Source organism: Vibrio tritonius (assembly GCF_001547935.1).
GTDB classification, from domain to species: Bacteria; Pseudomonadota; Gammaproteobacteria; order Enterobacterales; family Vibrionaceae; genus Vibrio; species Vibrio tritonius.
In genome coordinates, this window is record NZ_AP014636.1 from 872,473 (window position 1) to 888,253 (window position 15,781).

The window sequence follows — 15,781 nt, forward strand, 5'->3', positions numbered from 1 at the left end:
TGGTGAGATTACATGGACGTAATCAAAAAAGTGTATCAATACGCGGAGCCCAATTTAACGATTGTTGGGTGGCTAGGAGCCATCGGATATCCGCTCTATTTTGTGTTGTGGGAATACGCATTTCCGCAACCCCATGAATCGTTGCTATTACGCATAATAGCGTGCCTATTATTTGTGGGGATGGCGCTGCGCGAAAGGATGCCAAAGCATTGGCAGCCTCGGTTACCTTATGTCTATTTTGGTACTTGCCTAGTTTGTTTACCTTTCTTTTTTGGCTATTTATTGCTGATGAATGAATGGTCAACAGTATGGGCCATGTCTTTTATGGCGCAAATCTTCTTACATATCCTGCTGGTTTATGAACCAAAGGTAATGATATTTCAATCGATTACCGGTGTGGGCTTAGCCTATTTAGCGGTGTATGTCTTTGATGGTCAACCGGAACACTTGCAGGTGCAGTGGGTTTATTTACCGATCTTCGCTTTTACCTACGTTTTTGGCAATTTATTCAATTTTCGCAATCGTGTTACCCATGAAGCGAAGGTCTCCATCGCTCGCTCGTTTGGCGCGGGTATTGCCCATGAAATGCGCAATCCTTTCAGCGCGCTTAAATCTTCAATCGATGTACTGAAAACCATGGTGCCAGAAGCGCGTGGGGAAAACACAAAACCTTCCACAATATCGGGAAGCGAAGTGGTTTTGGTCAATGAGATTTTGGATAACGCCAGTGAGGTCATTCGTGCGGGTAATGAAACGATCGATCTGCTGTTAACATCGATTGATCAAAATCGCATTGCGGCGAAAACGTTTAAAAAATACGATGCGACAACAGTCGTTCAACGCAGTTTAGATTCGTTTGCGTATAAACGACCAGAGGATCGCGAAGCAGTCAGTTATCACGTCAGTCATGATTTTGAGTTCTTTGGTAGTGATACGCTGTTGCAATTCACCCTCTATAACCTGTTAAAAAACGCGTTTTACTATCAGAATAACGAACATTTCAACATTCACATTGAGTTAAAATGCCAAGGCGATTTGAATATCATTACCGTACGTGATAATGGCGTAGGGATCGAGTCGCATCTACTTGAAGAGGTATTTAAAGACTTTTATACCTTTGGTAAGAAACACGGTTATGGATTGGGTTTACCATTCTGCCGTAAAGTTATGAAATCGTTTGGCGGCAATATTTACTGCAGCTCAGTGTTCGGTGAATGGACTGAATTCACACTCTGTTTCCCTGCCTACGATTCAGAAAAAGTCGAGTTGATGAAAGAGGAGTTGTTGCGTTCAAAAAATGTACTTTACGTGGGACGACCAGGGTTGTTTACTCGAGTACTTGAGCAACAAGCGTTTTATAAGCATTTCCAGTTGCAGGTTGCCTCGCTGCAAGAACTCTTGCTGGATGTTAAAAATGAATTTGAAAGTGACCTCGTTATCATCGATTTGGAACAAGTCGGTATTGATTGGGATAAGTTAGAGCTGCTCAATTCTCGGTTAAACTTCGGCCAAAGTAAAATTGCGTATCTTTATGACAGTAATCACTACTATCCAATTGATATTTCGTCCAAAAATAATGTATTCCCATTAGAGTATCGTGTGCTGCAACTTGATACGGATAATATTATTGATCTCCTGCTGTTTGATTCTAAAGAAACTATCACGGCGCAAACTCTCGCTATTGCCAATGAGATGTACGACGAACATGAGGCTGAAGCGGAAGTTGATGTGGGTTCTAAACGCGTCTTAATTGTCGATGATAACCATTCTTTGCGCGCAATTACGGTGTTGTTATTGCGTAAAATGGGATTTGATGTGTTAGAAGCACGCGATGGTAAACACGCTTTAGAAGTGCTAGATAGAAACGATGTTGACCTTGTATTAATGGACATTGAAATGCCTGTTATGGATGGTTTAGAGGCAACGCAAGCGATTCGTCTGTCTAACAAACGCTATCGTCAAGTGCCGATAGTGGGGTACACCGGCGACAATAGTTTAAAAACCATTCATGATGTGCATGCCGCTGGCATGGATGATCATATGACGAAGCCCGCCGAGAAAGAGGTACTACTCAATACCATTTTACGTTGGGCTTAATTATCACTCATTGATGAAACTCTGGATTCTGTATTTGGAGAGGCCTTATATTCAATCTAAGTAGACAGGTTACTTAAGATGAAAAAAATTTATGCAGGGTTATTAGTTACATTCGCAAGTCATGCAATGGCTTTTGATATTGACCCTCGTTGTAATCTTCCTGAGCAATTATGTGAGCTGCAATTAAAATTTGAAGCCTCGGATCAAGAACTTAATGATGTGTATCAACATATCATGAGCCATATCGAGTCGGATTATTTCGCTGCGTCCATGGTTGATAAAAAAGAGATAAAAGATAGTCTCATAAAAAGCGAACGTGCATGGTTAGCGTTTTTAAAGCAGAATTGTAATGCGGTGAGAGTATTAAATAGTGGCGGTTCAGGGAAAAATGAGGCTGAAACGGAATGCTTAATCGATATGACAAATCAAAGAATCCATTTTTTAAAAGAGACTTACCGTTAATACCCAAGCAACCCAAAGATGCCGTTTTAGCCAGAATATACCCAAGTAACCTCAAGATGCGGTTTCAGCGAGAATGTATTCGCTCATAGGCAAGGCACCGATTTGAATACATAGTTATATTTAAACACATAGTATTCTACATAGAAAATAAATATCCATAAAAAAACGCTGCTCTTAAGCAGCGTTTTTTATTATTGGGAATCAATTACTGCGCAGCTTGTGTCGCTGATGCCTGATTGGCTGCCGGATCTTGTGCTGGCAAGTCCTGTTGCTGCAATTTTTCTTTCTTCAAAGTGCGGTGTAGCAACTGGCTGTAAATCGGTTGACCGCCAAGCATTTGGGCGAAGATAACCGCTCCTAAACATGTAATGATCAACGGTAGAATCAAGTAGTAGTTATTGGTCATTTCGATAACTAGTAAAATCCCAGTAACGGGGGCACGTACAGTTGCAGCAAATAGGGCACCCATACCTGCAATGGCAAACATTCCGGGTTCAATATCTAACCCAGGGAATAAGCTGTGTGCGATTAAACCAAAGGCATATCCAAATAGAGTGCCAAGGGCCAGCATCGGAGCGAAGATACCGCCTGGTGCTCCAGAACCAAAACAGCACAAGGTAGTGAAAATACGGCCTAAGAACAGCAATAACAAAAATCCTGCTGCGTAGCCACCATTGGTAATATTTGGAATAAGTGCGATACCGCCGCCTGTTAAATCAGGCACATAGAGGAGAGTTAAGCCAAAACATCCACCAATGAACCCTCCGACTAACAAGTAGCGCTTGCGGTCGTTGCGATGTAGTTTGGCAAAGAAGTCCTGAGCACGAGTGACCAGATTATTGAAAACCACACCAAAAATACCAAACAAGACGCCGAGTAATAAGAAGAGTCCCAAAGATACTAAATCAGGGGCATGGTATTGAGGCATTTTGATAACAGCAGCTTGGCCATTGATAATACGAAATATAATATTAGACGTTACCGAAGAGATGATAACGGCTTTAATTGAAATCAATGAGTAGCGAAATTGTGGACGCATCTCTTCAACCACAAACATAATCCCAGCGAGGGGAGCATTAAATGCAGCAGATAGACCACCAGCCGCACCAGCCGCTAATAATGAGTGACGAGTATCTTCGTTTTTTACCCGGAAGATATCTGACACCATGCGACCAATCGCACCGCCCATCTGCACGGTAGGCCCTTCACGCCCTAACACCATACCTGAACCAAGAGCGCCCATACCACCAAAGAACTTAACAGGTAATACTCTCCACCAACGAACAGGGCGCATGCCGTCCATCGCCCCTTCAATTTCTGGAATACCAGAACCGGCTGCTTCTGGGCAAAAACGGTGTACCAAGTAATAACCTACGACAGCCAAAAGTGCGCTAATAATAAATGCAGCCAAACCCAAAGGTAGAATGTTAACTAAATGGTTAGATAGCCATTGAGTACGACTTTCTGATACGAGACGTACCGCATGTTCAAAGTAGGTGCCAACAAAACCGGATAACACACCCACCATCACTGACATGAGCAGGACAGACATAGGGGCTTTATCGATGGAGAGAAATTGGTTGATGGTATCTTTGGGTACTTTTGCAAGTAAACTATGTGTTAATTTCTCTCTCGCGGTCATTTGAGATGGGCCCTTTGGGATTAAGATAGGTGAAAAAAAAGTGAAACAGCGCAGATTATACGCTGGTTTAAAATGAACCAAACCTATATAACTGAAATGTTGAATTTCAAATATGGTGAAAAATCAACGACCGCTAATAAGTTATGAGATTATGGAATCACTTTAAGCCCTATTATCAAGGTTCTTGTTCAAGCTGCATTGCTTTTGATCAAAATTAGTTGAGGACTTAAAACTTTTTTTAAATAACGAAAAGCTATGAGGTCATTTCCGTGTTAGAACATCGATTAATGGCTGATTAAGCGGTTGCTAAACTATCTCGATAAACCAGTGACGACCGCTGATAAAGCTGCTGACCTTATTGGTAAAGAGAGGGAATTTCTATATACTCGCGCCATTAAGGAGCACGCCATGACAAGAAAAATCCCAACGAACATTATTACTGGTTTTCTCGGAGTCGGAAAAACAACCACCATCCTCAACCTACTGAAAAACAAACCGGCCGATGAAAAGTGGGCGGTATTGGTCAACGAGTTTGGCGAGATCGGTATTGATGGCGCTATGATGTCTGATCAAGGTGCAGTGATTAAGGAAGTGCAGGGTGGTTGTATGTGCTGCGCTGCTGGCGTACCAATGTCGGTCGCTATCACGGCTTTATTACGTCAAAAGCCTGATCGCTTATTGATTGAACCTACAGGCTTGGGTCACCCTAAAGAAGTGGTGGCAACCTTGGTATCAGAGCAATATTCTCCTTACGTCGATTTAAAAGCCACGATTACACTCGTCGATCCGCGTAATCTGCGCAACACCAAGTACACCGAAAACGCTAATTTTAACGATCAATTAAACTGTGGGGATGTGATTGCCGCAACGAAAATCGATCTCTCTACTGCTGAAGATTTGGACGCGTTTAGTGCTTGGATTGCCGCCCAACAACCCGCCAAATTGGCGGCACTACAGTTGGTTAACGGTAATCTTGATTACACGGTTTTAGACATGGTTCGTGAGTCAAATAGCGCATCAGCACATATTGAAGCTCACCACCACGAGCATGCCAGTCAAGAACCTCAATTTGAACTGGCGCCGGGGGAGGCTTTTGTACGTCGTGAAAATCGTGGGCAAGGTTATTACAGTTGTGGTTGGCTATTTGGTGCAGAATACCATTTCCAGTTCGATGATATTTTTTCGCTTTTTACCGACCTAACAGCAGAACGTGTTAAGGCCGTGGTCAATACGGAACGCGGCTGTTATGCGTTTAATGCGACAGACGGTGTGGTATCGGTATTTGAAATGAGTTTAGAAGGGTTTGAATCTCGTATTGAGGTGATTGATTCCCAATTAATGCCATGGGATGAACTAGAACAAATTTTACTGAAATTATCCGGTATTCTCGTGCCCTTTGATTGGACGTTGAAAACGCCATCGAGTGACAAATAGAACGAGCTGAGCGGAATACGAAAAACAAAGTTTCGAAAATAAACATCCCCACTGCGTGGGGATGTTTTGATTTGGAGAGATACCAAATTAACGTTTATTACGTAGATAACGTTTGCGGCGTTCCTCTTTGCGTTTGGCTTTTTCTTCAGCTTTGATTGCTTCATCACGTTCAACTTGAATCAATTCATCCGTGATCATCTCGGGGCGCTCTAGGGTAATTTGCCCTAATATGCCTTGGCGAAGCTCATGCAGTAAGATTTCTGATGCTTTGTGCAGATCAACACGCGCACCTGCGCGTAGTGCACCGCGTTTACGGCCAATTTCTTCCATCCATTCTAAATCAGAATCTGGCGCTTCTTCGATTTGATAGCGAGACATCAGTTTTTCACGATAATGTTCAGCAAGATACTCAACGGTGTAAAACGCAACTTCGTCATACTCCATCGCCGTATCTTTAATTGCGCCAGTTGCCGCCAAGCGAAAGCCGCTGTGCGGGTTTTCCACTTTCGGCCACAAGATTCCAGGTGTATCCGATAGCACAATACCGTTTTGCAAATTAATGCGTTGCTGACGACGGGTTACTGCAGGTTGGTTACCCGTTTGTGCGATAGTGCGCCCGGCGAGGGTATTGATAATGGTGGATTTTCCAACGTTTGGAATGCCCATAATCATGGTACGAATGTTCTTACCAATCTCTTCACGGTGAGGAGCAAGCTTACGGCATAGCTCAAGAATTTTATGCACTTCTTGAGGTTCAGAGGTGGTGATTGCCATCGCTTTAACACCTTGCTCTTGCTCAAGATGGTCAATCCACAATTGGGTTGTTTCAGGATCGGCAAGGTCACGTTTGTTAAGTACTTTAACGACCGGTTTATCACCGCGTAAGTGTGAAATCAGAGGATTCTCACTACTAAACGGAATACGCGCATCCAAGACTTCAATAATGACATCGATTTGAGGAATGACTTCTTCGATCTCTTTGCGGGCCTTGTGCATGTGGCCCGGAAACCATTGGATTTTATTGCTAATCATTAAAATGGAAACCTTTTTGTAATGCTAATAGGACTGTAGTCAAAGAGCGATGAATTCACTTTAATAAGGCTCGCGTCTCTAGCAGCGGCACATAATGTGCGGATGCAACTTTGCTACAGAAAATAAACGCCTGATTCTAGCATTGTTTCATCTAGAACGGAAAATTTGATCTTAAACAGGACCATATGGACGCTTACAAGTCGTACCAAAACTCTGTCATCTGCTTGTTTTTCAAGAGAAGAATGTTAGCTAACAAGCAATGTCTGAATGTCTAAAACCGCAACAATTATGCTATTAGGTGATCTGAATCACATTCGATACGATTGTTCCAATATTCATGTCGTAACTATGATAAAAACCTTGCTTTAATATGACATTCGTCGCAAAAAACTCAACATCACTAGAGCTTATTGTCAATGATGAGAATCAAAACCCTGTCACTTACCAATTTCAGAGCCTTTCAAGATACGCAAGTAATAGAATTTGCGCCGGTCACTCTGTTGTTTGGTTCCAATAGTGTTGGTAAAAGTACTGTTGTCACCTCGCTTTGCTACCTGCACCAATTATTGACACTGGGTGATTGTGAACCACGCCGCCTTCAACTGTCAGGCAACAAATTTATTGGTGGGTTTGTTCATTTAATCAATGGCAAAGATCTCAATAAAACCATGAGTTTGAAAGTGGAGTTTGATGTAACGTCAGCCAACAAGGAAAATGGGTACACAGAAAGCCTATTTTTCTTAAACCAGCATCAAGACGTGCAAAATGATCGCTTATGGCAGGAGTGTAAGCCACTGCTTAATAGTGTAGCTAAGCAAGCGACATCCATGGCGGTTGAACTTGAGGTGTCTTGGTGTACCGATCGTCAAATGGCCTATGTTTCTCGTTGCATTACCTCGATAAACGGACAAGAAATCGCAACGCTTAAAGCAAATCAAGCGGCGTCCGAAGCCACAGTAGCTTCACTGCAATTAAATCACCCTCTACTAGCTGTGACCCCAGAACAGGGTAGTTGGCTTAATGAACGCCTCGGTCTTTCCCAAGCAGAACAGATTCGGATTCAAACTCGTCAAGGTGCTCTGCCCGAACTTGGACAGCGGATTCACGCATTCATCGAATCTCGAGATTCGCTGCTTAAACGCCGTGTCGAAGAAGTATTTAGTGATTGTATTGTGGCTCCTTTGGATAACTTGACTCAGCTATTATCGAGGCTAATCAATATCGGACCTTTACGACAAATTCCCGATTCCACTTACACGGCTGGTAAATTTATCCAACAGAGTGACTGGTATTCAGGTAAAGCTGGATGGGATAGATTGTATCAGTCGAATAAGCATGAAATTGATCAAGTTAATCAATGGCTTGGTGGTAAAGATAAACTGGATCTTGGCTATGCGTTTGTGTTTAAGAAAGTGTTTAAACAGACTCAGTATGCCAACGATCCTGACCGTTTTAGTCGTTATACCTATCAACAAATTGAAGGCGAAAAAGCCGATGTTGCCCTTGATAAGGTGGTGTCGTTTGAGCACAGCGAAAGAGACGCTATCACCTTATGGGATTTGGTCAATGATTTAGAAGTGGCTCCATCGGACATCGGAGCAGGTATTTCGCAAGTATTGCCTTTGGTTATGGCGTCGGTATCGGCACAAGCTAGCTTGATTTGCTGTGAACAACCTGAACTGCACATTCACCCAAGAGCGCAAGTGGCGTTAGGGGATTTGCTGACCCAAAATGACGAAAAAAATCACTACTTGATTGAAACTCACAGCGAACACTTGGTACTGCGCTTACTGCGTCGAGTTCGTGAAACAAGCGATGACCGTTTGCCGGAATATCTACAAAATGTGTCGCCCAATGATATTTCAATCATGTATTTGCAAGGAACAGAGCAAGGAGTTGTGGCTAAACGAACTAAGATTACTGCAGATGGTGATTTAGATTGCGATTGGCCAGAGGGCTTCTTTGACGAAAGGGATGAGGAGCTATTCTGATGTACAAAGAAGTGGCTTTAGATCCTGAATGTTTAGCGGAGTTCCACTATTACGGCCTACTTAAAACCGATTTTGGTTTTGAACAAGGGCGATATCTGATTGCACCAGTAAAGTTATGGGTTAAAGAAGCGGTAAATGCGGTAAAACGCTCCAATATGCCGCCAATACGGCAAAAGTCCGTCAAAGCCTATCTCAACAAGTTACAGCGTCACAATAAAGAGTCACATATTGTGTTACCTCAAGACCGAGCCTGTATCGATCTCGACCACAATTATAGTGATTGGCGGGAATGGGTGGTATTGCAACATCAATACCGTTCGTTTAATGCAGTCATTGCTGAAAAGGGGATACTTGAAAGTATGAATTACGACGATATTTTAGATGGCGATGAACGTTGGGATGTGGCTCCTACACTGTGGATCGACAAAACCCCAGATCACATCATCAGTGCTATCACTCCACTCTTGTTTTTGAGTGAAGAGTTGATCATCGTTGATCAGTTCTTCCATTTCGCCAACAACTTGGTATTACAAAAGATTCTCTATTCATTGCAGGTTAAACCGACTATCAAAAAAATTCTGATTGTTACTTCTATTGATACGGCCAATCCTCAATCCGTTTACGAACAAGAATTTATCAGTCGTTTTGCTTACTTACCGGCGATTGAAATTCTGAACGTGCCGATACGCCATTTCCATGATCGATACATGATCACGGATCGGGCAACCATTAAAGCTGGGCACGGTTTTGGTTTTAGCCCAATGCGTGGTACGCAAGCAGACAGGGTCAGTATCAGCTTGTGCAGTGAGCAAGAGAGTAACGAAACACGCCAATTTGTCGAACAATTTCTAGTACAGCATCCACAGCAACATATTCGCTTCGAGCTTACCGAGTTGGAATAAATCGATTTAAGAGCGCGACATAGCGCTTATTACGTTAAGGAGTGGTGTTGCTGCTTAGCAGTAACACCACGATATCACCTTACGACATTGCCTTTTACATACCGTTAGCTAGGAAAACCATCTAGTCATGAAACCCGTGCTTCTTGCCATTACTGGGGCTAGTCCTCAAGTCTTAACCGAAACCGTCTATGCATTACAAGTTCAAGGAAAAACGATCCCTAAAGTCATCCATGTGATTACCACAGCAGATGCAAAAGCGCTGTTAGTTAAGGGGCTGTTCGTTGATGGTGAGTGGGCGAATTTGATTCGCGATTACCAACTGCCTGATATTGAGTTTGATGAATCGCATATCCATGTGATCAGTGATACGCAAGGGAATCAGTTGGTTGATGCTAAAGGGGAAGAAGATCAGAGCATTATGGCCGATTATATTACCCGTAAAGTGGCCGAATTAACCGCTGACCCAGAGCTTGCCATTCATGCTTCTATTGCTGGTGGCAGAAAAACCATGGCTTTTTATTTGGGTTATGCGATGTCACTGTTTGGTCGTGAGCAAGATACACTTAGCCATGTGTTTGTAAATGAACAATTTGAATTTGTGCCTGCTTTCTATTATCCAACCCCCAATGATCATTGGATTGAAGGGCGTGTTGGGCAAGGAAAAATAAACGCCAAAGAGGCGCAAGTCACTTTAGCTGAAATTCCATTTGTGAGAATGCGTAATCACTTTGATAGCAAGTTGTTATCGCACTTGGATGATGCTTCCTTTTCAAAAACCGTCGCATTGATGAATAAAGCCCAAGATACCTTAAATATCACGATCAACATAAAAGAGCGTTCTTTTTCTGTTGCGGGTATCTCGATCAAGTTATCACCTAAGTTGCTGGCTCTGTATCTCTTTATCCTATTTCAGTCCAATCGACGTATTAAGCTCAGTACTCAATTTGTAAAAGATGTGTCTCATACTAAACACTACCTTGATTATTTCTGGCAGATGCGGGGTGATGTGCGCGTTTACTCAACCTTTGGTATTTTGGATGAAGGGGATTTTGTTCGCCGTGAATTTGCCACCCTAAAACCGTTATCAGCCAAATTCATGCAAGAAGTGCGTACCCAATTGCACACTAAATTCTCTGAAAAATTACCTAATGAGCTAGTAGAGAAGATTAAAATTCATTCGGATGGTGTTAAAGGTGGGAGCACTTATCATATTGAATCAAATCTAAATGTTCACTATGAGTCTTTAAATGCATCAGAGTTTGCTCCTGATGCTTTATAGTCTAATGCTCTGAACAGTTTTAGCGCGCTATATTGGTTATAGCGTGCTAAATTATGACAGGTCACCATTCCTTTTTATTGACCATTCTATTTTGCCCGTCCTTTTCTTTACACTGTAATAAGCCCCCTCTGGCAGGATAGTTGTCACTGTTAAAATTTAACCAGTTTGGGCGTTAAAGAGTGTATTTTGTCTCGTATTTCTGTTGAAAGAAAAGAAGCCATATTAAAAAAGTTACTGCCACCTTATTCCATGTCTGTCAGCCAATTGGCAAAAGAGGAAGGCATTAGCACGGCAACCCTGTATTATTGGCGTCAACAACTCAGAGAATCAGGAGCCGCCGTGCCTAATAGCCATACATCATCAGAGCAGTGGTCTGCTCAAACCAAGCTTGCTATCGTTGCTGAAACGTACTCGATGACAGAAAATGAACTTAGCAACTATTGTCGAGAAAAAGGGCTTTACCCCGAACAAGTCGAAGCTTGGCGCTGCGAGTGCATGCACGGTTTTATGTCGAATAAAGAGCGTGAAGCGGACATTAAAAAACAAGCTAAAGCCGACAAAAATGAAATCAAAGCACTAAAGAAAGAACTACGAATCAAAGAGAAAGCCTTAGCCGAAACCGCTGCCTTGTTGGTTCTTCGAAAAAAGCTGAGAGCCTTTTACGGGGAAGAGCCAGAGGACGATTGACCTCGACCGAAGAAAGGCAATGCTTAATCGAGCTCATTCATGAAGCGCAGCAAAATGGTAGTCGTTTAGTCCCGGCCTGCCATGAAGCTCTTATTGATTTACGGACGTATCGTCGTTGGTATCAACAAGGCGAGGTTCAATCCGACAAAAGGAAAACCTGCGCTCGACCACGGCCCGCTAATCAATTATCGCAGCAAGAACATGAAGCGATTATTGATGTTTGTAATCGCCCTGAGTATGCGAGCTTACCGCCGACTCAAATTGTTCCGAGCTTGCTGGATAAGGGCGAATATATTGCTTCAGAGTCGAGTTTTTATCGAGTTCTCAACGCCCATGACCAACTGCATCACCGAGGCCGTCAGCGAAGAAGACAGCCGCATGCTAAGCCTAGAAGCTATAAAGCAACAGGTCCAAATCAAGTGTATACATGGGACATTACCTATTTACCGTCAAAGGTAAAAGGACAGCATTATTACTTGTATGTTATCGAAGACATCTACAGTCGAAAAATCGTTGGTTACGACGTGTACGAGCGAGAGTGTGGTGAATTAGCGTCACAGCTATTACAAAGAACTCTGATACGAGAGCAGTGCTTTAATCAGCCTATCGTTCTTCACTCAGACAATGGGGCACCGATGAAGTCACTGACCTTCAAAGCCAAAATGGAGGAGCTAGGGATTATATCATCGTATAGTCGCCCAAGGGTCAGTGACGATAATCCCTACATTGAGTCCCTGTTTAGAACGGTGAAATACGTACCGACATGGCCAACAAAGGGCTTTGAGCATCTGAAGTCGAGCCGTAGTTGGGTTGAAACGTTCGTGAGTTGGTACAACACCGAGCACAAACACAGTCAATTAAATTACGTGACACCTTCGCAGAGACACAACGGGAAGGATAAAGCTATCTTAGCGCACAGGGCTGAAGTGTTACTTGCTGCAAAACAGCGGCATCCAGAGCGCTGGTCGCGAGATATTAGGAACTGTAAACCCGTTGGAGAGGTTTACTTAAATCCAGAAAAAGAAGCAGCTTAATAAATAAGCAAATGATGACAACTATCTTGAAAAACACCGATTGGTTATAGCGTGCTAAATTATGACAGGTCACCATTCCTTTTTATTGACCATTCTATTTTGCCCGTCCTTTTCTTTACACTGTAATAAGTTTGTTATTTCTATAACCCTACTTTTCATAAGTGAAATGTAAGTTTTACAAAATGTTCTTATGCGAATTTTAGGTGGTATTAGTTATCTAACCGTATGAAAAATATGGTTAATAATCTAATTGTGATTTGTGCTGCATTTTCGGGGCATGTCTCGAATTCCTTGACGCAGCTCAAATCAAGGAGTAATTTCCACCTCACAATTTGTTGCGCTTATGTATCTAATGTAAGCGTATCTTGTTGCTTTGGTTGTTATCGTTTTAGAAAATAGATCATTCAAAGCACACCGCTAGAGAGTCTCGAATGGTTTGGCTCTTAAATCTTGCTGAGTATCTTCTAGATGGTTTCCATCTTCACTAATTTGTTCGCAGGTTAGTGCATCAACTATTAACCACATCAGCACTATTGGAACGCTCAAATTCCCATAGATAACCGCGGCGTCGCTTTCGTTTGATTAGCAAATGTGCGCATTAAGGTCAGTTAAGGTTTTCTTCCTCCGATTACCCCATTAGTCGTTTTTGGCTATTGGTGACTAACGGGTTTAAACCACCTCAACTACTCTAGAATTAAAAGCGCTGAGTAATATAGTGAGAAAGTCATATGAGTATTAAAGAGTATAATGGTCCAGCTGGTGGTTGGGGTGCGTTAAAAAGCACCACGCGTCATCTTCTTAAAAGCGATAATGTCGCGAAAAACATCATGAACCTGATGAAAACTAACCAAGACTATGGCTTTGATTGTCCCGGTTGTGCATGGGGTGAAAAAGGGGTTCCGGGACGCTTTCGTTTCTGTGAAAATGGCGCTAAAGCTGTTAACTGGGAAGCAACATCTCGTCGCGTAGATCGAACGTTCTTTGCCGAATACTCAGTCGAATGGCTCAATAAACAAACCGATTATTTCCTTGAATACCAAGGCCGTTTAGCGGAACCAATGCGTTATAATGCAAAAACTGACCACTATGAACCGATCAGTTGGGATGATGCGTTAGATTTGGTAGCAAAACACCTCAATGCACTCGATAATCCAAACCAAGCCGAATTTTATACCTCAGGCCGTGCAAGTAATGAAGCGGCGTTTGTGTATCAACTGCTAGCTCGCCGTTTGGGTACCAATAACTTTCCAGATTGTTCAAACATGTGTCATGAAGCAACCAGTGTTGCTTTAGGTAAGAATATCGGTATCGGTAAAGGTACTGTGACCATGGAAGATTTTGAAATTGCCGATGCAATTTTCCTATTTGGTCAAAATCCGGGAACGAACCACCCGCGTATGCTCGAAACGCTTTCTAGCGCGTATCGTCGAGGTGCAAAAGTCTTGGCGTTTAACAACTTACGCGAACGTGGATTAGAGCGTTTTGCTAACCCGCAAAATCCAATTGAAATGATCAGCTATGGTTCCACACCAACAACCAGTCATTACTTTATGCCCAAACTAGGTGGCGACATGGCGGTCGTGCGTGGCATCGTGAAGATCTTATTAGCTCGTCATGAAGACGCACTGCAACGTGGCGAGTCTGTATTTGATCTTGAGTTTATAGAAACTCATACCCAAGGTATGGATGCTTATCTTGAGCAAGTGAAGGCAACAAGCTGGGAACAGATCCTTGAACAAGCCGGTTTAACAATGGATGAGATCACTGCTGCGGCGGATGTTTATCAAAACGCCAAACGCGTTATCGTGACTTGGGCAATGGGCGTCACGCAACACAAACATTCAGTAGCCACCATTGAAGAGCTTATCAACTTGCAGCTTCTCTTTGGTCAAGTAGGTAAAGAGGGAGCGGGTTTGTGCCCTGTTCGTGGTCATTCAAATGTGCAGGGCGATCGTACTGTTGGTATCAACGAAAAGCCAAATGCAGCATTTTTAGAAAATTTTGAAAACGCATTCGGTTTTGCACCACCAAAAGAACATGGTCATAACGTGGTCAATGCAATTGAAGCTATGCTGCGTGGTGAAAGCAAAGTCTTTATTGGGCTTGGTGGTAACCTAGTTTCTGCTGCACCAGACACTGATCGTGTTGCTCAAGCAATGAAACAGTGCAACCTTACGGTTAACATCTCAACAAAGTTAAACCGAAGCCATGTGAATCCAGGTCATGACGCATTAATTTTGCCATGTTTGGGTCGTACTGATATCGACATGCAAGCCACTGGCCCACAAAAAGTAACAGTAGAAGATTCATTTTCTATGGTACATGCGTCGTCTGGTCGCTTAGACTCAGCAACAGAACACATGCGCTCTGAAGTATCGATATTGGCTGGTATTGCTCAACGAACCTTTGGTGCGACAAACCCGGTAGATTGGCAGTCTTTGGTCGATAACTACGACAATATTCGTCTGTTGATTGAAAAAGTTATTCCTGGTTTTAAAGAGTTTAATCAACGTCTCGATGTACCAGGTGGTTTCTACTTAGGCAACTCAGCGCGTGACCTTAACTGGCAGACACCTCAAGGCAAAGCCCAAATTGCAACTAATGCATTGCCTGAATCTGTGGTTCCCCATGTAAAAGCAGACCAGCAAACCGATAACATGTTTGTACTGCAAACCATGCGTTCACACGACCAGTACAACACGACCGTGTACGGTTATGACGATCGTTATCGCGGTGTATTTGGTGAACGTAATGTGGTGTTCTTAAACCCAGAAGATATTGCAGCTCAAGGCTTACAAGCCGGCGATTTAGTGGATATTGAATCGGTTTGGAACGATGGTATTGAACGTAAAATTTACGGGTTCAAAGTGGTGGCGTTTAAAATCGCTCAAGGTAATATTGCGGCCTATTTCCCAGAAGCGAATGCACTTATTCCGCTCAGCAGTAAAGGAGATAAGAGCGATACGCCGACGTCTAAATCCATTGCTGTCATAGTGACTCGTTCACAAGAAGCTCCGTTACTCGCTCGAGCTTAACGTAACAATGAAAAAACTCGCCTTAAAAAGGCGAGTTTTTTGTTTTATACCCAAATGACCTCAAGATGCAGACTTCAGAGCTTCATCAACGAGCACAGGTCAAGCTCAATTACGGAAGGAATGGTTATTCCCTTTCAACGTAATTGGGCGCGGAAATGGGCTTGTTGATGAGCTCCCAAGGGGCGA

General features: G+C 42.9%; 10 protein-coding genes. 8 read left to right on the top strand and 2 right to left on the bottom strand.

Annotated elements, in window-relative coordinates:
* Positions 1-12: 12 nt before the first annotated feature.
* Positions 13-2,097 (top strand): ATP-binding response regulator, encoded by a 2,085-nt coding sequence (locus JCM16456_RS19170; RefSeq protein WP_068717519.1) that lies wholly within the window; start codon positions 13-15, stop codon positions 2,095-2,097.
* A 78-nt stretch (positions 2,098-2,175) separates the two neighbouring features.
* Positions 2,176-2,559, top strand: a complete 384-nt coding sequence (locus JCM16456_RS19175; RefSeq protein WP_068717521.1) for a lysozyme inhibitor LprI family protein — start codon at positions 2,176-2,178, stop codon at positions 2,557-2,559.
* Between the two features lie 205 nt (positions 2,560-2,764).
* Here the strand turns inward: JCM16456_RS19175 and clcA are convergent, their stop codons facing one another.
* Entirely contained in the window at positions 2,765-4,201 is a 1,437-nt protein-coding gene (gene clcA, locus JCM16456_RS19180; protein WP_068717524.1) for a H(+)/Cl(-) exchange transporter ClcA, read from the bottom strand.
* Positions 4,202-4,609: 408 nt separating this feature from the next.
* On the opposite strand from clcA, the gene JCM16456_RS19185 reads away from it, so the two are divergent.
* Positions 4,610-5,635, top strand: a complete 1,026-nt coding sequence (locus JCM16456_RS19185) for a CobW family GTP-binding protein (protein WP_068717526.1) — start codon at positions 4,610-4,612, stop codon at positions 5,633-5,635.
* An 87-nt stretch (positions 5,636-5,722) separates the two neighbouring features.
* Here JCM16456_RS19185 and ylqF read toward each other — a convergent pair whose 3' ends face one another.
* Positions 5,723-6,667 (bottom strand): ribosome biogenesis GTPase YlqF, encoded by a 945-nt coding sequence (gene ylqF / locus JCM16456_RS19190; RefSeq protein ID WP_068717528.1) that lies wholly within the window; start codon positions 6,665-6,667, stop codon positions 5,723-5,725.
* A gap of 416 nt (positions 6,668-7,083) precedes the next feature.
* Here ylqF and JCM16456_RS19195 point away from each other — a divergent pair, with 416 nt between their 5' ends.
* The 5 genes from JCM16456_RS19195 (at position 7,084) to JCM16456_RS19220 (ending at position 15,595) form a co-directional block, all read left to right on the top strand.
* On the top strand, positions 7,084-8,658 hold the full coding sequence (locus tag JCM16456_RS19195) for a DUF3696 domain-containing protein (RefSeq protein WP_068717530.1): 1,575 nt from the start codon (positions 7,084-7,086) through the stop codon (positions 8,656-8,658).
* Complete coding sequence (locus JCM16456_RS19200; RefSeq protein WP_068717532.1) at positions 8,658-9,560, top strand: hypothetical protein; 903 nt, start codon at positions 8,658-8,660, stop codon at positions 9,558-9,560. The genes JCM16456_RS19195 and JCM16456_RS19200 overlap by 1 nt, the downstream gene beginning before the upstream one ends.
* Before the next feature lie 127 nt (positions 9,561-9,687).
* Positions 9,688-10,839 carry a CRISPR-associated ring nuclease Csm6 gene (gene csm6 / locus JCM16456_RS19205; RefSeq protein ID WP_068717534.1) on the top strand — a complete coding sequence of 384 codons (1,152 nt, stop codon included), beginning with the start codon at positions 9,688-9,690 and terminating at the stop codon, positions 10,837-10,839.
* Between the two features lie 186 nt (positions 10,840-11,025).
* Positions 11,026-12,560 (top strand): IS3 family transposase gene (locus tag JCM16456_RS19215; protein WP_456243178.1). Its coding sequence is split into 2 segments (ribosomal slippage): positions 11,026-11,494 and positions 11,494-12,560, totalling 1,536 coding nucleotides; the frame shifts between segments, so codons are not numbered across the junction.
* Between the two features lie 728 nt (positions 12,561-13,288).
* A complete protein-coding gene (locus tag JCM16456_RS19220; protein ID WP_068717536.1) occupies positions 13,289-15,595 on the top strand; it encodes an FdhF/YdeP family oxidoreductase in 2,307 nt (768 codons plus the stop codon).
* The last annotated feature ends 186 nt before the right edge of the window (positions 15,596-15,781 follow it).

Excerpts from the sequence above, each read along its gene's own strand:
- JCM16456_RS19170 (WP_068717519.1), top strand. The coding sequence starts at position 13 with ATGGACGTAATCAAAAAAGTGTATCAATACGCGGAGCCCAATTTAACG.
- JCM16456_RS19175 (WP_068717521.1), top strand. The coding sequence starts at position 2,176 with ATGAAAAAAATTTATGCAGGGTTATTAGTTACATTCGCAAGTCATGCA.
- clcA (WP_068717524.1), bottom strand. The coding sequence starts at position 4,201 with ATGACCGCGAGAGAGAAATTAACACATAGTTTACTTGCAAAAGTACCC.
- JCM16456_RS19185 (WP_068717526.1), top strand. The coding sequence starts at position 4,610 with ATGACAAGAAAAATCCCAACGAACATTATTACTGGTTTTCTCGGAGTC.
- ylqF (WP_068717528.1), bottom strand. The coding sequence starts at position 6,667 with ATGATTAGCAATAAAATCCAATGGTTTCCGGGCCACATGCACAAGGCC.
- JCM16456_RS19195 (WP_068717530.1), top strand. The coding sequence starts at position 7,084 with ATGATGAGAATCAAAACCCTGTCACTTACCAATTTCAGAGCCTTTCAA.
- JCM16456_RS19200 (WP_068717532.1), top strand. The coding sequence starts at position 8,658 with ATGTACAAAGAAGTGGCTTTAGATCCTGAATGTTTAGCGGAGTTCCAC.
- csm6 (WP_068717534.1), top strand. The coding sequence starts at position 9,688 with ATGAAACCCGTGCTTCTTGCCATTACTGGGGCTAGTCCTCAAGTCTTA.
- JCM16456_RS19220 (WP_068717536.1), top strand. The coding sequence starts at position 13,289 with ATGAGTATTAAAGAGTATAATGGTCCAGCTGGTGGTTGGGGTGCGTTA.